Genomic DNA, 19,636 nt, shown 5'->3' on the forward strand with positions numbered 1-19,636 from the left:
GAGGAATCTCGATGACAACGCCTTCGGATGACCAGCAACTCGATCGCATGTTGCAAGACTTGCACGACGGTTTGCAATGCAACACACAACAACGAGACCGAATGCGACAGCGATTTCTTGAGTCACTGTCAGAGGATGTTTTGCCTGAGAATGTTCTACCTGACGACTCACTGCCCACAGAATCGTCGTCCACTGACATGATCCCACAAGTTGATCGCGGTGGACGCTGGTTACCGCTCATGGTGGTTCTGTCATTGGCTGCCGCCATTCTCGCCGCCGTATTCTTGATACCGTGGCAGAATGATTCCGACACCTCAACGGCGATGCATTCGACGGACCCCAGCACCAGTTCAACGATTGATACGCCATCGGTTGATTCATTAGCGTTCACCTCCGGAGATCTCCAGCGAAGTGCAATCTTGACGTGTGAAGTTCAACGCCTCTTTGAGACGCAGGTTCAGTTGATTCATCGACATGACGAACGCATCGATTTTGATTTTGCAGACGACAGTACGATGCGGTCAACATCGGCAGCACCAACAACGGCATCGACTCGGCTGATCATCCGATTCGTCTTACAACACCGAAACGATGATTTGGCTTGGCAAACGGTTCAGACTCACGAGGTGATCGGCAGTAACGATCAACAATTCTCGTTCTCTCATGCCGATGGACTTTCGCTGCGATATTGGTCTCACCTGTTGCCGGACGACACGTTGTGGACAGAAGTCGCGGTTTCACCAACGAGCCAGTCCACTGCGGAGACCGCCAGCTTGCACTGCCGCCCCAACCAACCCAAGCTCGCTTGGACAAGAACGATCAATGGCCAAGCGTGGCGGTTGCTCATCGTCCATGAACTTCTTGGCACTTGTGACGGAGAGGTGATCTGATGCTCATTCGATGTCTGGTCATCCTGGTGCTTGCATGTTCCTGCGTCTGGGCGCGAGGCGAGACCACCTCCCTTGCCCTGACAACGACCCTTTCCGATTCAGAAACGAGCTCGCGTCAGACTTTGGCGACCTCGTTCGTTGACTTGCTGGAAATGCAGGTCGGTCAAATCGATTCGTTTCAGGTCATCCAGCGTCAACAATTGACGTTAGTCCTGCAGGAGCAGCTCTTGGCCACGGCATTTGCCGACACGCAGAAGGACATGATTAAACTGGAAAAACTGCTCTCGGCCGACTGGATTGTCGACGCGCAGTTGCTCGCTGGTCAGGGGACGCCTGAAAAGACACAGATGTTGATTCGAGTGGTCGAATCCAAGACCGGAGTGGTTCGTGGGGTCACGATGGCACTGATCGATGCCGCCTCTCTGGAAGAGTCTGCCGAGCAAGTCACCCGCTACCTGGGGACGCTGCATGAGTCACCGCAAGACGCCAACGTGACCGTTGCCGTGGGGGCCTTTGAAAGCGAGGCACGATTCGTTCGCTTGCGACCACTGGAACTAGGTGTGCGTGACATGCTGACGAATGAACTGCTGCATCACAGTCGCTTTCACGTCTTGCAACGATCGGACATGGGTGACTTGGTTCGCGAGATGGAGTTGATCCATGCTGGCTACGTTGACGCAAGCTCGCTGCCCAAAACCATGCCGCGACGTTCCGCCGCCTACTTTGTGGGCGGAACCATCGACGAGCGGAACTCAGGCGGTTTGTTAGAAATCCATGTTTCTGGCCAAGTCACCCAAGCGGGCCAGTCCGAACCACTGTATGAGTTTCAGTTTCAATCCGAGCCGATTGAATTGGCAGGCGAGTTGTCCAAGGTCGCACTGGTGGTCGCAGGTGTTCTCGCCAAGGAAGCACAACTCCCCCAGCAAGAACACGTGGAGCGAGCACCAGCCGACTCGGCGACTCCAAAGACAGACGGCGAAACGCAATCGTTGCTGCAGCTCGTCCTGCGTGATCTGTATCGTTTCCGCATTCAGTCACCGATCACGGGTGGTGAACATAGTTTTCGAATTCCCGGCATCGATCTACGGGAAAAGAACGCGGACGAGACAACGCCCAAGTTCGAATCGCGTGGCTATTGGGCTTCAGCCGTCAAACCGAATTCGATCCTCGGTTCACACTTGCTGAGAAAATCGATCGATCGCTTGGAAACCATCCTGTACATCGATCCCGACAACATCGTTGCGGCCTACTGTCTCGCATTCTGCTTTCGGCATCAAATCGACGGTGTTTTCAATCCTCAACGAGCCACCGAACTATTGCGTGAAATCGCCCATCGGCATCCAGACAGCGAGTGGACCCCGTTGTCGCTTCATTTGCTCTGTGGAGTCGGACGAGACCATCGATTTGGAACCAATCGCCTCCTCTCTCCCGAACTCAGTCGCCTGTCGACCGAAAACGTCATTTTCGCATTCGAAAAGATGCCGCCCAAGAACCGCGATTTGCAATGGGTTCACATCTTGCAACTGCTTCGCTTCCCCTATCTGCAACCTGCCGACGCGCAGTCATTGATGCCCGTGATGCAAATGGCGGCTCGCCGGATCGACGAGACAGACAACGACATGGTCCAGAAAGGGCTTGCAACACAATGCAGTCGAATCGCTCAGATGCTGGGAACAACCGAGGCGGAGGAACTGATCCGATCTTGGATCGGTGGCGAACACAAATGGAAACATCACGCCGCTTGCAGGTCCCTGGCGACCAAAGCGAATAAGGAACACGATCACGATGCGGCGGCACTTTGGTATCAACGAGCAGCGGATCCCTTGCGTGAAAGCGAGGAATACGCCGAACGCTATGCGTACGAGAATCTGCTGATTCATTCAGCAACCCATTGGCGTCTGGCCGGTCAAGTCGAGCGTGCGATACGTACCTTGGATTCCTTTTCTCCAAGCGTTCCCAAATCGCTGAATCATGGCTACTACGAAATCGAGCGTGGCCACTGCCTTCTGGATAGCGGGCAAAAACGCCAAGCCGTCGAAACATGGGTCTCGGCCGCCGAATCGATTCCGTACCTGATCAATCGTGCTTCGTTGTCGCAGGCGATCACCCAGGCTGGCGGTGTGCCGTTGCGTGAAGACCGCGAGGTCGATGTCCGTTACTTGACCGCTGCCGACGGATACCCACGTACATGCACCGCCCTTACAACCGATGGATCAACGATCTACTGCGCCGGGTACGAGAAAACGAACCATCGCGTTTTCGCTTTTCATATTCCGACACAGACCTGGAGGATCCTCAAGCTAGAAACCGACCGCGTCACCTGCATGCAGTATCAAGACGGCAGCCTTTGGGTCGGCACTGATCAAGACGGCCTGTGGCGATGCGATATCGCCGCCAACCAATGGCACCACTGGGGCGTCGGCGAAGGCTTACCGGATTCGCACGTCGAATCCCTCGCCGTCAGTGCAGGAGACTGCTACGTCGGAGTCGGCACGCTCAGAGGAGGCGGCCTGATCAAAATCGATACGAGTGGCAGCATGCAGATCTTTGAAGGCCTGCACGCTCCCAGCCAAGCGCCCACGCACATCATCATCAATGACGATCGCATTTTGGCGCGGACGCCGAAGTCGATCAGCAGGTATGACCGCCACAAGAAAGCTTGGAGTCCACTTCAAATCTCTACGCCGAAATCCCCATTGATCTTTGTGGGAACCTCTGGACTGTGGGCCTCCACCAGTCAGCGAGAATTGTATCCGCTCAATCAAGACGACATCGCAGAGGATCACTTCAAGGATGCTTGGTATCCCTCGGGCGGTCTGAAGGTTGGTTACGTCGTGAAATTCGTGATCGAACGACAGGATGAGATCTGGTTCGGCGGCACGCCCTATGAGTCATTTCTCTGCAGCGGCGTCTATCGCGTCGACAAACGTACGGGCAACTTCACGATGTTCGGTCCGCGTGACGGATTCAGAATGGATCGCTACTACTCCACCGACGGAGGCGTTTGGGCTGCCGACCGACTATGGCTGGCGACCCATGCCGGACTTGTCGAACTGAAACCGAAACCCCCACGCGAAACGGAGCAGCCAAGTGATGAACAATAGTCTGTGTCAGATCAACGTGCCGTGTTTCGTCACGAAAGCCGTCTTGGCTTTCGCTATTTTGCTCTGTGGCATGAACGATCACGAAGCGATCGCTCAAGTCATCCCCGGTCAGACCGATCAATTCGCGGGCTCACTGTGCAAACTTGCCATCGTTCCCCCAAAGTCAATCGATCAGCCACGAGTCACGTGGCGATTGACGACCGCCAACCGTACGCTCGGCCAAGGGGTCAGCGAACTTGGGCCCGTTGCTATCGACGACGATACACGCGACGAGAAACCAAACACCAAATGGGTCTTCGCCTTCAAGACACCTGACCTTGATGACGGCGTCGTCCTCAGCGTGGACCTCTATTTTCACTTCGGTGACCCATCTGCCGAAATCCACCACCCCATCCGTTTGCACGCGACGGATTGCTTTACCGCTGTTCATCAAACCATCCAGGATCACGGGATCGCAATTTACGATCCAACCGGCGATACACTCGCCGCACTCCAGCCGCTCTCGCTGAACCCGCGCGTTGTGTCATCACTGAAACACGTCGATGACGAGGCGATCGTGGTACTGGGCGAAGCGATCGCGTGGGACAAACGAACCATGCAGTACGTCAAGCAGCTTGTCGCTGATGGAAAGTGGGTGATCGTCCTGCGTCCTACCGACGAATCCCAATGGCCGTTGCCATTGTCGGCCACAAGTATCCGAAATCTCGAATTCAAACCACTTGTGGAAAGTCGATGGATCCCCAAAAAGCTCGACGCAAAATTCTTTGACCAAGTCACCGGATGGGAACTCCGCGTTTCACGTGGTGAATTGCTACTGGCTCCCGCGATTGGACCTCAGATTTTTCAACTTGCGGAGTATCAATCACAGGCAGACCACGGCGGTTGCCTGTTTGTCGGCGTCTCGCTGGTCGAACGCTGGAAAACCTCGCCTGTGCCGCGTGAATTGCTGAAACACATGCTTGTTCACATCCTGCCAAAACAACAACCCATCCAAAACCCCTGAGAGGACGAACCATGTTCAACACGAGATCCATTCTCTGCGCAGCCATCACATTGGTGCTGGCGTTTTGCGGTCACCTTTCAGCAGCCGAACCAAAGCTGCCGGTTTCCGCTGCGATCTTGCCCTTTGAAAGCCGCGGCGATGTTGCTGAGCAAGCCGCGCAGGTGACGCAGCTGCTCCTGGCAAACTTGATCACGTCGGAAAGCGTGATGCTGGTGGAACGCCAAGCAATCGACGAGGTGTTTGAAGAATTGAAACTCAGCAAGTCCGGCGCCGTCAAAGCCTCCGACGCTGTCCGAGTCGGCGAATTGTCGGGCGCAAAGCTGTTGATCACCGGTAGCGTTTTGCAAGTCAACGGTGACCTGTACTTGATCGCAAAAGTCATTGGGACAGAAACAAGCCGCTTGGCCGGAGCATCAGTCAAAGGAGCCGAAAACGCCGATTTGGGAACTTTGGTCGAACAGCTTGCCGCCGAGATCAATCAGGTGGTCGCCCAGAAAGCCGAATCGATTCTGCCCAAGACAATCTCGGTCGATGATTGGATTCAACAGGCAAAGAAAACACTCAAGGGCAAGAAACTACCGTCCGTCACGGTCGCCGTCACTGAACAACACCTCGGACAGCAAACCTTTGATCCAGCAGCGCAAACGGAAATGGAGCGACTGCTGACCGAACTGGGTTTCAACGTGATCGCATCCGACAGCGCCGCTGCGATCCGAGCCGATATCTTGATCAAAGGCGAAGCATTGTCGCAGTTTGCCACCAGCCGATCCGATCTCGTCTCCGTCAAATGTCGCGTCGAGACGCAAGTCACACATCAAGCGGATGGCAATGTATTGACTTCCGACTCGGAAACGACGATGTCGATCGGACTTGCCGAACAGCTTGCCGCCAAACAGGGACTTCAGGACGCCGCCCAACAACTGGTCAAGCGTTTGATTGCGAAGCTCGTGAAGTAGTGTCCTGACGACTGCTTTCCAGCTTCGGTTGTAGACGTCGCCGTTGAGCGGCAATCGATATCCCGGTCGCGACGATCGCCGCACCGGGATAGACCAACGATGAAAGCTGACTGTTCGTTGCCTCGGAAACGGGGACCACGATCGGTGACGATTGCTCTCCCGCCATCGCCGCCAACACCGCATCCCGCGTCTCGTTGATCCCCAAGTCAGACCTTCCAGAGTCCATCCTGGACCCTGCGATCAGTTCAACGCTGCGATGCAAACCGACCGTCGCGTTGAGAACGACATCGACAATCGAGTCCTCCAGGGTCAACCCGGCCGGAATGCTCTCGGTGCTCCTCAACTCGATCAAACCGGTCTGCTCGCCAAACCAAGACGCGATCGCGGCGTCCGTGATCCGCGGATGCGTGTGTCGCCTTGGCAGAGACGACTCAATCGCATCCGACTCAGGATAAATCAACGAAGGTGACGCGTTGCGTGCGATCTCACGCAAACGTTTCAACGATTGCGAGTCGATCTGCCAATCGCCGTCTGCGGAATCGTCTGCGGAATCACTCTCGTTGGACCGCAACTCACGACGCAGCAACGGAACCGTCTCGATCATGCCCACGCTGGAACGATCTCCAGACGAAACGTTGGCACCAAACGATTCTGAATAAAGACTCGGTGATGACTGGTCAGTTGCTCCGCTTGATTGGCCTTCATTCAGCCGACGTTCCTCAGACACCCTCGTGACGTCCGACACATTGGCGGTCGATACATTGGCGGTCGATACCGTTGCCGCTGAGGCAACCACGCCAGGATTCTTGTTTGACTGCCGCGCCGGGTCCTCAGGCGGGTTTGACGAATCGGCCGATGACGCAGCGGGCTGGGTCGACTTCTCGCCGACTTGCCCCGACCTGCTTGCGATCTCCGATCCGATGGGCAATGAAGCCGATGTCAGCGTGGTCGGCGCTGACCGCAGGCTTGGCGAGGACATGACGCGCGACGGCACTCGCTCAACCGGCATCTCGATCAAGATAGTCAGTCGGGTGATCTCGGGGACAAGCACAGGCGGTGCTTGCGTCCGACGCGCTAAAACGTCGACGACGAAAGGCTCAATTCGGATCACCGTGGTCGGCCTGATTTCATTCGCAAGACTTTGCACCGGCGATTCCGAACGCACCATCATCCCATCGCAATGGCGATCCTGATGACGTTCCAGTGAGTGCGAAAACACGCCGCCAGCTAGCAGGCAACGAGATTCCAGTTGCTCCAGCAACAATGCGCGGGTGAGCTCAGAGTCTTTCATGAATCGCCCCTTCCATTGGTCACGGCCCGGTAGTTTTCCCGATGTTTACGCAGAAACTGACGGTACCGTTTGACTTCCGGTGCCAATCGAACCGCAAGCGACTGCGCCTTGATCGCGTCCTGATAGGTTACCGAAGCGGCCTCGTTTTGGCCAAGCTGTTGTTGTAGGAATCCCAAGTTGTTCAGCACGCCGCCGAGCATGGATTGTATCTCCGCGTCCGAACCGAACTCCAAGGCAAGCGGACGACCTTGATCAAGTGCCTCTTGAAACGTCTGGGCGGCTCGCTGAAGTTCTCCCATTTGAGAATAGGCAAGCCCCAAGTGATTGAGCCCGATGACAAGGTCACGTTGATAGGTGGGCTGATCCGGCCAGCGGACGAGCAATTGTCTTGCGATCTCGATGCCACGCCCAAACGTGTCGATCGCCTCGTCGAGCTGTCCAGCAGACGATTGCGATGCCCCCAGCGTGTTCAAGGTCACCACGACCTGTGTCGCCAACTTTGCATTGCCCGGATCCGATTCCAATGCATCGGTCTGTTGAGAGAGCGCCCGTCCCGCATAGTCGATCGCACGCTCGGGAGCCTGCTTGGCCAGCAACCCGCTGAGGTTCGAAAACACGGTGGCGAGTTGCTGTTGAGTTTCAGCATCTGCGGCCCGGCGTGGGTCGGTCTCCAGCAACGAAACCGCTTCGAGGTAAGTCTTCTCTGCTTCATCGATCGCCATCGAATCGGCGAGCAGCAATCCCAGATTGTTCAGCGTCGTCGCCAACGCCAGCCTTGCCTGGTGTCGCTCGGTGTCGGCCAAATTCTCCGCAGCAAGCCATTCTCGTTGTGAACCAATCGCGCGTGCAAAGAATCGAGCGGCTTCTGCCAGTTGGCCGGATTTCGCCAAGGCTTGCGCGAGATTGTTTTGACTGGTCGCCCAGTCAGGGCGAATCGAGTCGTCGCTCTCGGCGAGCTCGGCGTACAATGTTTCGCTGCGACGTAACGAATCAATGGCGTCAGCGGTCTCTCCGAGTTCACTTTGTAAGCCGCCGATTTTTCCAAACGTGATGGCGATGTCTTGCTTGGAGCTCGGATCGTTGTCTGCGATGGCGGCAAAGGTTTGGTAGTAGCCGAGTGTTTCCTTGAGCAACGTGCTGCGCACCGGTCCCGCAGCCGGGATGCCCTCCAGCAATTCAGCCATCTGAGACCCCAAGCGATCGACCGCGTCACGCCAGAGTTGCTCGTTGCGAAACGCTCGATTCGCGTTCGCTTCGGACACTCGCATTTGATTGGCGATCATGGCAGTGCTGGTCGCCAATCCGACCAATCCCAGCAAACCGACAGCAGCAACACTGAGAACCGTCGTGCGGTACCGCGATGCCAGTCGGCCGATCCGATCCAAGACCGTGGGCGGACGCGCCATCGTGGGTTCACCAGAAAGCACGCGTCGCAAATCGTCGGCGAAATCGGCTCCTGTTTCGTACCGGCCGTCCCGGTTTTTGGAAAGCGCTTTGGCGATCACCGTTTCCAAATCTCTGGGCAGATCGCTGCGCAACTGCCTCAACGGCGTGATCTCGTGCTGGTCGATCATTTTCAGAATGGTCGGCGCGTCATTTCCCTGGTGAGCCGGTCGCAATGTCAGCATCTCGTAGGCAGTGGCCGCCAGCGAATAAACATCCGTACGACTGTCCACCAAAGCCGTTTGGCCCCGAGCCTGCTCTGGGCTCATGTATCGCATCGTACCGATTACATCACCCGACCGCGTCAGTGATACCTCTGTTTGGCACCGCGCCAGGCCAAAGTCTGTGATCCAAATCTTTTCATTCTGGTCCAACATCAAGTTGGATGGTTTGACGTCGCGGTGCACGACCCCCGTCTCGTGCGCCGCGTGCAAAGCGTCCGCGATATCAATGGTCCATTTCAGAATGGTCCGCCAATCGGTGCGTTCCATCCCGCCTCGCACGCCGGCATCGTATCCGCTGCTCGATTCATGTTTGGCCAACCACGCGTCCACCGACTCGCCGTCGATCAACTGCATCGCGTAGTAGTGGATTCCCTTTTCACTGCCGACGCTGTGAACAGGGACGATGTTGGGATGCTGCAGCAATCCGGCCGCGTGAGCTTCGTTCTTGAATCGCACGATCTGCTTGGAATCGAGCAAAGAAGCGATCGGCAACAGCTTGATCGCCACGCGACGATTCAACGATTCCTGCATCGCTTCGTAAACGATGCCCATCCCGCCTCGGCCGATCTCTCGCGTGATCGTGAAATCACCCAGTTGCATCGTGCCCGTCGCGATCGCCGCAAGAGATTCATCGATCCCCGATGCGTTGAAATTCTGCGCGTTGAAACCCACAGCCACGCCATACAATGCATTGAGTTTCTCAAGGTACGCATGGAAGACCGGTGCAATGTCCGGGTTCGCCCGCGAAAGCTCATCCACGTCCAACGGCTGGCCGTTTTCCAAACCGACAAGGTATCGATCCAATTGCTCCGTCAGCCGTGTTTGCTGATCCTCCGTCAGCCCGTCCAAAAGAGACGGCTCGGCGTCGATGCTGGCATCAATGAAAGACTGATTGAGGGCGACCATCAAACCTGCTCCCCAGCAGACTCGTCACCGGATTTCAGATCACCAATCGTGCGGAAAGCCTCCAACGCGCGAAGCCACAGCATCCTCACCGCACCACAATTGCGATCCATCCGCGTTGCAATCTCCTCGAACGAAAGACCTTGCAGGACTCGCAACGTGATGACTTCGCGGTAAGACGGCTTGAGCTGACTGAGCTGATTGGCCAGTTCCACGCAGCGTTCACGCGCCTGCATCGGCGCGCTAGGGGATGGACCGACAGCGGGCAGAATCGCCGCGAAATTCGACGCCGACTCCTCCAATCGGTTGGTGACATGATCCAACGAGATCTCACGACGCACGTCGCGTTTTTCCACCTTGATGTGCTTGGCAAAGCTACGGTGCAGCGTGTGGATCAAAATGCTGCGGAGCCAACACAGCAACTCACCCTGACTCTGACCGCGAAAATCACCAAAATCCCGGTGTGCCGCCATCATGGCTTCCTGAACGATATCGGAGGGGTTCAGCCGACGACGCAGTCGACGGTCCAACTGCGTGCTGGCCAGCACCGTCAAATAGTTTCCGTACCACTGCAACAGCCGCCCCAACGCGTCGCGATCGCCTGCCCGAGCAAGCGACAGCAATTGCGAAAACTCACCATCACCCGTGCGGTGATCCGAGTTTCGGGAATGCGACGAATCGGTACTCAACACGTCATGGGACTCGGCAGAAGAGGAAAAGCAACCTAAAAGGCAAACACTGCACTAGTGCATCGTCCAGTCTTAGAACGTGGGTTCGGTAGATGAGCCGTTTTGGCGTTAGCCACGGTTTTCGTGACACAACCGTGGCTAACGCCAAAACGGCTAACCCCAAAATCAAGACCGGACACTGCACTAGGGACTTCATTCTCTCGGGCAGTGTTCCGCCTAGGTTCATCAACGGATGGTTTCACGTCACGTCCACACGATTTTAGTGTCTACCACGCAGAAATCGACCGACAAGTCCCCTGCCGATGGCGTTGAAAACAGCGTCCGCCAGCTCTGCATGGCGGTGCGGGTGCCCACCGATTTCAGGCGATTGCACCGGTTGCGTTGCCGCCAGTGCACTGAGCTCCTCCAGGGAAACCCCTCCGTCGGCATCGGTGTCGGCAGCGGAAATTTTATTCCACCGCCGCGTCGACACTTCGGTTTCCACCAGCAACCCGTCGTCATCGGCATCCAATGAGTTAAACGCCTCCTGCTGGGCAGCGGTGATCGCCGACTGCAACTCGTCCAAACTGACCAGGGCGTCACCGTCCGCGTCGGCCTCCCGTGTGGTCAGTTTTTCCCACAACCGCATCGAAACTTCATCCTCTGAAATCGCCCCATCGGCGTCGGCATCAAATCGAGTGATGATCGCTTCGGCGTCAGCTCCGAACAAACCTAAAAGCGGAGCACGATGAGGGCCACGTCGACCAAGAAACTGGCCAAAGAGCCCGACAAATTGTTCGCCGGAGTGTTCACCGCTATGATCGCCGCTGTAATCGCCGCTGTGATCGCCATCATGACAATCTTCGTCGCCCTCGGTGTCATCTGTCACACCGCCGTCGTCGATCATCTCGTCGGCATCGTCCGTTTCATTGGTGTCGTCAGTTTCGTCGGTTTCGTCATTTGTGTCGGTAGTATCGGTCGTGGTTGTCTCGTCAGCCGCTGCTGATGCCGTGTTGGAATTGCCCATCGCGTTGATGACCGTCAGTGCGTCCAACGCAGTGATCTTGCCGTCGCCCGTGCTGTCGCACAACCCGATCACTTCCACATCGCCCAGTGAATCAGAGTTCAGTGAATCAGAGTTCAGTGAATCAGAGTTCAGTGAATCGGACAATGACTTTGCGATCTGGTTGATGATCATCAACGCATCCATCGCAGTCGTGACGTTGTCGCCGTTGACATCCGTGGGGTTGACGTAGTTCTGAAAAACGATTTCCACGTCCAGCCGACCGCCGAAACGATGCCAACGACCGCCCCGACGCCAACGGTTGCGTGGGAACGGATTGTCATCTGTGTCACCCGGATCCATATCCGACGTACCGGTTTGGTCCGTCGGTGTATCATCCGTCGGCGTTTCGTCCACGACGGTGTCGTCGCCAACCGGGTCGTCCACCGTACTGTCCGTGACGGTGGAACTTTCGGCGGCCGCGTACAGCGTTTGGATCGCTGCTGCATCGCTCGCATCTAGTGTGTCAAAGGATTGACTGGGCGACACGAACGGCGCCAACACGCTATCGCTGAACGAGTTGTGATCCAAACCGAGCGAGTGCCCGATTTCATGAACGGCGACATAGACGAGATCGAATGCGCGGTTGCCCAATGCATTGCCGACTTCCCAAGCCTCCGAAATGTCAAACTGAATGTCACCAGCGATCCTGGCCGGGTTCACATCGTCAGGGAAATAGGCCTGCGCGAGCGTCCGACCGACACCGTCGATGTTCGTGAATGAGATGTCGATCGAATCCCGCAGCCCCGGCTGGTTTGTCGGAGTAAACGTGATGTCGGCCGCACTGGACCACGCATCCAACGCCGTCTGGATCGCTGCGTTGGTCTCCGCTTGTGAGAGTGAACTGGGCGAGTTGGCGACATAATACGTCAGCTCGACGCTGCCCAGGCCGGGGCCATCCCACCCCAAACTGGCGGCCAGCACACGACGGGTTTCCAAGGGTTGGGCTGCCAGCCGACGACGTTTGATTCTTCTATCACGCTGTTTCACGGATCGAAACATTCTGTTTTCCCTCTGACCTCAATGAAATGTGGAAGCAGCGATCGCTCTTCCCACAGATAGGTAGGGGAGTTTTTTGTCCCGACGTGTCACGTTCTCACTCAGAAATTCGTCATCACCTCAAAATCCACCCCTCGAATCCGGTCTCCGCCACCGGAAATCACGACATCTTGCGTGTCGCCCGTCTCCGACAAACGGACTTGATAGCTACCCGTTTCGGGGAACGATCGAAAGCGATAATTGCCCCGTTGGTCCGTCACGGCAGTGTCAATCACCGCTCCGCCAACACTGAGCAACTCCAACGTAAAACCGGCCACTCCTGTGATGCGATCGTCCACCGTAGAACTCATCGCATCCAGTGCAGCTTTTCCCGTCAGGCCGGATGCCATGGCCACTGTGACCCGCCCGCGGACTTCGGATTGCATGAAGAACACATTTGCCTGCAATCCATCCAACTGCGTGTTCCGCTCGATCACATCAGCAAGTGTCGTCTCGGAAATGAATCTCAGTTCATCGCCTGAAAAAATGTTTTCAAAGTAAAACCGGTCGCCGTCACGCGATCGACCGAATTGGTCTGCAATGATCGCCGCGGTCAACTCGCCCACCGACGAGTCACTCAGGTGATCTTCCGCCATCAAACCGACCCACAAATCGATGTCGTTGACGTCCCCGTAGAGACGGCTCAGTTCGTCTTGGAGCATCACATCACTGGTGATGGCATCAAACGATTCGACTGGGTCCAATCCAAAGGCAACACGAGTCGTGTTGTAGTCGCTCAAACCGTGGTCACGACCACGTTGGATGTTCATCGCGACCAAATCCATTCCACCAGCTCCGGGCGGACCAAACAGAAAATTACGCAGACCGTCGACAACCCCAACGTCCACTTCCAGTGATCGTGTCGAGGCAGCGTATTTCAGAATCGAATCGATCCCGGTTTCTTCCAACATCACAGAATGAAAGAACGCATCCTTCAGCGGAACCGCATCACGTACCGGTCGTCCCTCGTTGTCAAGAAACTTGATGTCTTCGTTCAACGTGCTGTGACCAAAGCGATATGCCGCCGTCGAAAACTCCGTCACGATCCCAGGATTGACTTGGGCGTCATAGCCGGCATACCGGGCAACGGAGTGCACGCCCAGCAATGCGGGCAAGTATTCATGGTAGGTGATCGATTGGATTTGCCCGATCACGATCGCTCTGGCGCGTTGATAGATCTGCTCGTCCGTGGCCGCAGGATCTTCGTCAGCAATCCGATCGGCGAGCCGGTTGTGCTCGCGGACAAACAGCGTGTGAATCGCGGTCAACGAAAGATTTTCGCTCGCACGCACGTCGCCCGCGATCACCATCCCGGCGTCATCCATCGGCAGCAGTCCCTCTGCGGTGATCGTCAATCGACCGCCAACGAAGGAACGCAGCGCATGGGCCGTCTCGATATCGCTGCCATAGACCTGTGACCCGTCAATGTACGCAGTGATTTCATTGACGTGCTGAGCCGGGTTGCCCGCCGACGTGCCCGTTCCCTCTTGGATCATTGACCGTTTGAATGGCATGACGACTTCGCCTGTGCCGCCAGGATCAAACATGGGATCGCCCATCGGGATCGCAATGTCAAACGCATCGCCATCCTCTACAGACTCGGTCAGCCCCAAGTCATGATCAACGAATTGTCCCCAAACCGACAGAAACGCCGACAATCCACGTTCACTGCGAGCCGCCGTCTGCGCTGCCCCGGCAATCGCATTGCTGATCTCTCGGGGACTAGGTCGATCGGCCCCGCCCGGCGATGCGATTCCATCGCCGTACTGCGCCGCCGCGGCACGCAGCAATGTTTGTCCCGAACTGCCCCAATCGGGATGTTCAATATGATTGCCCGAACCATCGATCGATCGAACTTCGCTGGGCAGCATCGGTAACAACGTGATCGGCTCGTCCGCCGGATCGGGATCGTCCAAACCCATGCGATCTCGTCGAACGCGGTTGATGACCATCAGGGCATCCAAGGCACTCCGCCGCCCATCACCATTGACATCACTGAACATTTCTTTGTCGATGCTCTCATCACCGTGCATCGCATTGATCACCAACAAAGCGTCGATGGCAGAGACCACGCCATCATCATTGACGTCTTCGGCATCGAAAACGTTGTGCCGATAGCTGTCGACATCCCCGGCCATCATCTGACGCGACTCCAACGCCTCAGCAAACAATCTCCGATTGGCTCTCCGACGAGGTGACGATCGATGCGGCTTGTGAACGCGCGGCTCAGAACGAACCGTTTTTCGTTGCAATGTTTGGATTGAGAGGATGGAAAGCAATCGCATGAATGTCGGTCGGGGCGTTGGGCTCAGGATTGAGTCGCCAGTTTAGTCCGTCAAACGCCTGTTTGTCATATTCACAGCCGTACACCCACAGCCCAAGACGCGGCTCATATGTGCTGATTTCGCACTAATCCGGGCTAGGAGTTTGTTGGCACAGCGTGTGCACCTGTGCCGTCTGTGTCGCCCCTTTGTGTCGCCACGTCTTTGCCCCCCGCAATTTCGCCGCCCCCCGTAGCGACTCTCCCCCCACGATTTTGCGTGGCAAAAACCGAATGAATTTCCACCCATCCAACTCCAACGCAAACCTTTCGGAGCTATCCCGCATGTCTCGACGATGGATTTTCCGCCCCACTCGACGCTTTTTTGTCCTCGGATGCCTGCTAGTCCTGTCACCAGGGCTCAGCGTGGCAGAGAAAAATGGCGATCCAACCGGGGCGTCTCCTGAACTCACCGAAACTCAGATTCAATGCCGCCAATTGGTGGACAAAGGACTTGAGTACCTCGCCAAAGAGGGACAATCCGATGCCGGCACGTTTTCGGACAAGGTCGGACCGGGCGTGACGGCGCTGGCACTGACCGCCGCCATGAAGAACGGTCGTGATGTGAACGATCCGATGGTCGCCAAGGGACTGGATGCCCTGGAGGGATTCATCAAACCCGATGGCGGAATCTATGGCAGCGGCCGTCTGAAAAACTACGAAACTTGCGTCGCCATGGTCTGCTTTGCCCAAGCCAATCAGTCGGGCAAGTACACCGAGACCTTGCAACGAGCCAAAGAATTTGTCACCGGAGTCCAACTCGATGGTGCGAATCGCGATCCGTCGGACCCTTGGTATGGCGGCGTCGGCTATGGCGGACCGGGACGTCCCGACCTGTCCAATACAGGCTATTTCATCGAAGCTCTTCGCGCCGCAAAGTCCGAACCCAGTGACCCGGCGATCAAGAAAGCACTGGCGTTTGTTTCCCGATGCCAAAACCTTGACTCAGAGCATAACGACACCGAGTTTGCCTCCAAAGTCAACGACGGTGGATTCTATTACGAAATCCCCACGACCAAAATCGACCCGAGCACTTCAGAGGAACGCTTCACCGCCGACGGTGGACTTCGCAGCTACGGCTCGATGTCCTACACGGGACTCAAAAGCATGATCTTTGCCGGCCTGACCTCCGACGATCCCCGAGTGAAAGCCGCAGTGCAGTGGGTCACCGATCACTACGACGTCAAGAATAACCCAGGAATGGGTTCCGCCGGACTGTACTACTACTATCACACCTTCGCAGCAGGGCTCAGCGCCGCAGACATCGAGTCACTCAAGACGACTGATGGAACCACGCATGACTGGAAAGCAGACTTGGTCGACGAACTTGCAAGCCGTCAGAACGAAGACGGGTCCTGGAGCAATGACAACTCACGCTGGTTTGAGAGCGACAAGAACCTCGCCACGGCGTTCTCTCTGATGGCCTTGTCATACTGTCGCTAAAGCTGCTCATCACGAACACATCCACGCCATGCATTCGCCTGCCCTATTACTCCTCCGCTATGCCTTGCCCCTCGTGATCGCCACCCTTTCGGTGCAACACACGTCGCTTTCATGGCAAGGCAAACGGGTGCGACTGGCTGTTCAAATCAAGACCTTGAACGCCATCGCGGAACCGCTGCGAGAATCCTGGCCGCGGCAGGACGGAGAGGTCGCGCCGATCGGTCCGTTCATGGCTTATCCATTTGGCCACCCCAGAACATTGCTGCTGTTGCAACCGCCCCAGGTTGCAACGGGCGGAATCAGTGTCACGGAAATTCAACGCGATCCCAATGGTGCGATCAAGTTGAAACTCAATGGGGTTGAGCATGATGACTGGGTGGAATGGCACCCACAGAATAGTCGTCCGCATTCGTTCGTCGGTGGACTTGGCGATCGACACCGATTGCTGATGTCAGCAGAAATCGGCAGCGGGTGGCACCTGGTGCGTTACGATTTTCACGTGGCTTCGTCCATTCCGTAAGCCCGCAAGCGTTCACGCAACGTACCACGATGGATGCCAAGCAACTCGGCCGCTTTTGCGCGGTTGCCGGCCGTATGCTTGAGCAACTCATCGAACAACGGCGGTTCCGTTGCCGCCAGAAAATCAGCGTGCAACGTTTGCGTATCAGGTTGCAAATCCTGCAGCATGGTCTTTGCCCATTGACGCACCATCTGGTCGAGTGTCGCCTGACCAAAGGAATTTCGCGATGATGGATCACGTCCCGGTTTCGCCGGCGGAAAATCGTTGATGATCAAGCGACGACCGCGAGCGACCACGGCCGCATGTTCGATCGCGTTGCGTAGCTCACGTATGTTTCCGTACCACGGTCGCTCAGCAAGCTCAGCGAGAAGCGTTTCATCGATGGCCTCGTCAGCAGCGGTATACTTCATCGACTCCAAAAAATACAAACACAACGCAGCGATGTCTTCGGGCCGCTCACGCAGCGGTGGCAAATGAATTTGCATGCCAGTCAAACGATGAAAGAGATCTTCACGAAAGTCCCCCCTGGCAACGGCGTCATGCAAATCACAGTTCGTGGCGGCAAGGATTCGCACGTCCGCCGACATCGGTCGGACATCGCCCACTCGACTGAACTGGCCTTGCTCCAGCACCCTCAACAGCTTGACTTGAATTCCCAGCGGCAAGTCTCCGATCTCGTCCAGCAAAACCGTTCCCGTCTCGGCTCGCTCAAACAACCCGGCGCGATCATCCGCCGCTCCCGTGAACGCACCTTTGACGTGACCGAACAACTCACTTTCAATCAAATCAGGATTCAAGGCCACCGGCGCGATGGGAACGTAGGGACCGTCGGATCGCCGACTGTGTCGATGAATCGCGGCGGCAACCAGTTCCTTGCCGGTGCCGGTCTCACCGGTGATCAAAACCGACAAATCGCTTTCGGCAACCAACGCGATCTGACGAAACACTTGCTGCATCGCGGGTGATCGACCGACCAACACCGAGGGGTCGACGTTCATCGGACCGGTCGCTCGAGGAGTTGCCCGGGAAGTCTCGCGACTGGCCGATTTCAACAACGCCTGTCGGCACGCCCGCGAAGCATCCTGCAGTGCGAACGGCTTGGTCAAATAGTCCGTCGCACCGTTCTTCACAGCCGATACCGCTGTCTCCAAATCGCCAAAAGCAGTGATCACAATCACGGGGGCATTTCTAGACGCCTGCAAGAACTTCGGAAGCGCTGTGATGCCGTCTTCATTTGGCAAACGGACATCCAAGATGATCAGATCCGGGGCGTGCTCGGCTGCCTTCTCCAGTCCCTCCTCGGCCGAAGATGCCGTGTAGACGCGGTGCCCATCTTGGCTGAGCATCTTTTCGAATGCCCAGCAGATCGAGGGTTCGTCATCGACCACCAAAACCGACTGTTGTGTCGTACTCATTCGCTTCCCGCCGTCCTTTCGACAGCCACATCCATTTCAAAGATTGTCCACTGCTCATCGCGTCGCCAGCGGACGGAGCCACCCAGATAGTCCGCTGCCCGACGAACCACCGGCAACCCCAGCCCCATGCCTTCCGGCTTGCTGGTCACAAAGGGCTCGAACAACTCATCAGCGACCTCGTCGGGCACGCCCGCTCCGTTGTCCGAGATGCGAAATCGCACTTGACTTTCATCCGCGTTCTCGTCGGCTCGTCCCAATTCGATTTTGACTTGATCTGCGGCCTGCATCGCGTTGTGAATCAAATTGGTCATCGCCGCCACCAACGTCGGACCGTCGCGAACCACCGCAGATTCGATCGAGCGATCCATCTGCCACTGCAGCTTCACACGCAAATGCTTTGCCAGCGGTGTCAGGCTGGTCTGCAAATCGTTCCAGCATTCTCTCAGCATCACCGGACGATCCTGATCCTGGCGTCCCGACGCGACCAGCAACAGACGCCGAACATAGTCTTCTGACGACTCAATCTGTTTGATGGCAACGTCAAGACTATCGTCCATCTTCTGATCGCAAGACATCGCGTGCAACTCCACCGCCATGCGAGCCCCGGTCAGGCTGTTGCGCAACTGATGTGCCATGCCGCCTGCGATTTGATGCAACAGTTTTTCACTCTGCTGGCGATTGACCTGCTTCCAAAGCTGTCCCAGTTGCCCCGCCATCGCATCGACGGCCTGCCCCAACCGGCCCACTTCGTCGGGTCCGTGATCGGTTACTTGATCGGACACTGCGGTTTGAAAGTCACCACCAGCGACCGCTTCCACTCGCCGTTGCAGCTTCGTCAATCGGCCGACCAACCGAGTGCTCAACAGCAACGTCAGCGAGCTGATTGCCAAAATCGTCGAGAGCCCCGTGATCAGCGGCAACAAAGCCGCACGCCGCCGCGTCGCATCAACTTGCCTGCGATCAAACAACACGGCCACGCTGAGAACGCCGTCCGAGCGAGCGTACCCCTGCGTGGTCTCAAAACGGTGCACGATATAGTTCTCAGCATCCAAGATCTCGTCGCCCGAACCCGACGTGGTGCTGTTGAGCTGCCGATCCGAGGGCCCCAAAGTCACCAGTTGCGTCTGAGTCAACTTGGCCAGCGAGTCCAAGACAATTTGGTTCAGTGGAAAAGGGGCGTTCTGTAGAGCAGCTTGGATACCCGCGAAACGCGAGTCCACATCATCCTGAGCCCAGCGGGCGCCCAGCCGAGAGGACACCACCGCCACGACCACCGCAGCCCCCAAAGCAACAGCAACGATCGGCCCCAGTAGCCGAAAGCGAAGAGATCGAAAGGCGGATGGCGTGGTCAACGA

The 19,636-nt window shown here is 56.7% G+C and carries 13 protein-coding genes; 6 read left to right on the plus strand and 7 right to left on the minus strand.

Annotated features, from left to right (window positions below):
• Positions 1-11 precede the first annotated feature (11 nt).
• From Pla52nx_RS32315 to Pla52nx_RS32330, 4 genes are read left to right on the plus strand one after another with little or no spacing between them, the layout of a single operon-like run.
• Positions 12-890 carry a hypothetical protein gene (locus Pla52nx_RS32315; protein WP_146523081.1) on the plus strand — a complete coding sequence of 293 codons (879 nt, stop codon included), beginning with the start codon at positions 12-14 and terminating at the stop codon, positions 888-890.
• The gene (locus Pla52nx_RS32320) at positions 890-3,994 is read left to right on the plus strand and encodes a CsgG/HfaB family protein (protein ID WP_146523080.1); all 3,105 of its coding nucleotides are present in this window, start codon (positions 890-892) and stop codon (positions 3,992-3,994) included. Before Pla52nx_RS32315 ends, Pla52nx_RS32320 begins: the two co-directional genes overlap by 1 nt.
• Positions 3,984-4,997, plus strand: a complete 1,014-nt coding sequence (locus tag Pla52nx_RS32325) for a hypothetical protein (RefSeq protein ID WP_146523079.1) — start codon at positions 3,984-3,986, stop codon at positions 4,995-4,997. The genes Pla52nx_RS32320 and Pla52nx_RS32325 overlap by 11 nt, the downstream gene beginning before the upstream one ends.
• Positions 4,998-5,008: 11 nt before the next feature.
• Positions 5,009-5,953 (plus strand): CsgG/HfaB family protein, encoded by a 945-nt coding sequence (locus Pla52nx_RS32330; RefSeq protein WP_146523078.1) that lies wholly within the window; start codon positions 5,009-5,011, stop codon positions 5,951-5,953.
• Here Pla52nx_RS32330 and Pla52nx_RS32335 read toward each other — a convergent pair.
• The 5 genes from Pla52nx_RS32335 to Pla52nx_RS32355 all read right to left on the minus strand — a co-directional run bounded on the left by Pla52nx_RS32335 (position 5,922) and on the right by Pla52nx_RS32355 (position 14,724).
• Positions 5,922-7,244, minus strand: a complete 1,323-nt coding sequence (locus Pla52nx_RS32335) for a hypothetical protein (RefSeq protein WP_197455051.1) — start codon at positions 7,242-7,244, stop codon at positions 5,922-5,924. The genes Pla52nx_RS32330 and Pla52nx_RS32335 overlap by 32 nt on opposite strands.
• Complete coding sequence (locus tag Pla52nx_RS32340) at positions 7,241-9,817, minus strand: serine/threonine-protein kinase (RefSeq protein ID WP_146523075.1); 2,577 nt, start codon at positions 9,815-9,817, stop codon at positions 7,241-7,243. Before Pla52nx_RS32340 ends, Pla52nx_RS32335 begins: the two co-directional genes overlap by 4 nt.
• Complete coding sequence (locus Pla52nx_RS32345) at positions 9,817-10,506, minus strand: sigma-70 family RNA polymerase sigma factor (protein WP_390620415.1); 690 nt, start codon at positions 10,504-10,506, stop codon at positions 9,817-9,819. The genes Pla52nx_RS32340 and Pla52nx_RS32345 overlap by 1 nt, the downstream gene beginning before the upstream one ends.
• A gap of 256 nt (positions 10,507-10,762) precedes the next feature.
• Positions 10,763-12,547, minus strand: a complete 1,785-nt coding sequence (locus Pla52nx_RS32350; RefSeq protein WP_146523074.1) for a matrixin family metalloprotease — start codon at positions 12,545-12,547, stop codon at positions 10,763-10,765.
• Positions 12,548-12,645: 98 nt separating this feature from the next.
• Positions 12,646-14,724, minus strand: a complete 2,079-nt coding sequence (locus Pla52nx_RS32355) for a peroxidase family protein (protein ID WP_315855018.1) — start codon at positions 14,722-14,724, stop codon at positions 12,646-12,648.
• Between the two features lie 464 nt (positions 14,725-15,188).
• Here Pla52nx_RS32355 and Pla52nx_RS32360 point away from each other — a divergent pair, with 464 nt between their 5' ends.
• The gene (locus Pla52nx_RS32360; protein ID WP_146523072.1) at positions 15,189-16,346 is read left to right on the plus strand and encodes a prenyltransferase/squalene oxidase repeat-containing protein; all 1,158 of its coding nucleotides are present in this window, start codon (positions 15,189-15,191) and stop codon (positions 16,344-16,346) included.
• Positions 16,347-16,374: 28 nt separating this feature from the next.
• Positions 16,375-16,866 (plus strand): hypothetical protein, encoded by a 492-nt coding sequence (locus Pla52nx_RS32365; RefSeq protein WP_146523071.1) that lies wholly within the window; start codon positions 16,375-16,377, stop codon positions 16,864-16,866.
• Here Pla52nx_RS32365 and Pla52nx_RS32370 read toward each other — a convergent pair.
• Together Pla52nx_RS32370 and Pla52nx_RS32375 are read right to left on the minus strand one after the other, a co-directional pair.
• Positions 16,842-18,281 (minus strand): sigma-54-dependent transcriptional regulator, encoded by a 1,440-nt coding sequence (locus tag Pla52nx_RS32370; RefSeq protein ID WP_146523070.1) that lies wholly within the window; start codon positions 18,279-18,281, stop codon positions 16,842-16,844. The genes Pla52nx_RS32365 and Pla52nx_RS32370 overlap by 25 nt on opposite strands.
• The gene (locus tag Pla52nx_RS32375) at positions 18,278-19,633 is read right to left on the minus strand and encodes a sensor histidine kinase (RefSeq protein WP_231742702.1); all 1,356 of its coding nucleotides are present in this window, start codon (positions 19,631-19,633) and stop codon (positions 18,278-18,280) included. The genes Pla52nx_RS32370 and Pla52nx_RS32375 overlap by 4 nt, the downstream gene beginning before the upstream one ends.
• Positions 19,634-19,636: the final 3 nt, after the last annotated feature.

The sequence above is a fragment of the Stieleria varia genome, from assembly GCF_038443385.1.
In the GTDB taxonomy this organism is placed as follows: domain Bacteria; phylum Planctomycetota; class Planctomycetia; order Pirellulales; family Pirellulaceae; genus Stieleria; species Stieleria varia.

Bases quoted from the DNA above. Each gene is read 5' to 3' on its own strand.
- Pla52nx_RS32350 (WP_146523074.1), bottom strand. From the start codon at position 12,547: ATGTTTCGATCCGTGAAACAGCGTGATAGAAGAATCAAACGTCGTCGG.
- Pla52nx_RS32365 (WP_146523071.1), top strand. From the start codon at position 16,375: ATGCATTCGCCTGCCCTATTACTCCTCCGCTATGCCTTGCCCCTCGTG.
- Pla52nx_RS32370 (WP_146523070.1), bottom strand. From the start codon at position 18,281: ATGAGTACGACACAACAGTCGGTTTTGGTGGTCGATGACGAACCCTCG.
- Pla52nx_RS32320 (WP_146523080.1), top strand. From the start codon at position 890: ATGCTCATTCGATGTCTGGTCATCCTGGTGCTTGCATGTTCCTGCGTC.
- Pla52nx_RS32325 (WP_146523079.1), top strand. From the start codon at position 3,984: ATGAACAATAGTCTGTGTCAGATCAACGTGCCGTGTTTCGTCACGAAA.
- Pla52nx_RS32315 (WP_146523081.1), top strand. From the start codon at position 12: ATGACAACGCCTTCGGATGACCAGCAACTCGATCGCATGTTGCAAGAC.
- Pla52nx_RS32355 (WP_315855018.1), bottom strand. From the start codon at position 14,724: ATGATGGCCGGGGATGTCGACAGCTATCGGCACAACGTTTTCGATGCC.
- Pla52nx_RS32335 (WP_197455051.1), bottom strand. From the start codon at position 7,244: ATGAAAGACTCTGAGCTCACCCGCGCATTGTTGCTGGAGCAACTGGAA.
- Pla52nx_RS32340 (WP_146523075.1), bottom strand. From the start codon at position 9,817: ATGGTCGCCCTCAATCAGTCTTTCATTGATGCCAGCATCGACGCCGAG.
- Pla52nx_RS32360 (WP_146523072.1), top strand. From the start codon at position 15,189: ATGTCTCGACGATGGATTTTCCGCCCCACTCGACGCTTTTTTGTCCTC.
- Pla52nx_RS32330 (WP_146523078.1), top strand. From the start codon at position 5,009: ATGTTCAACACGAGATCCATTCTCTGCGCAGCCATCACATTGGTGCTG.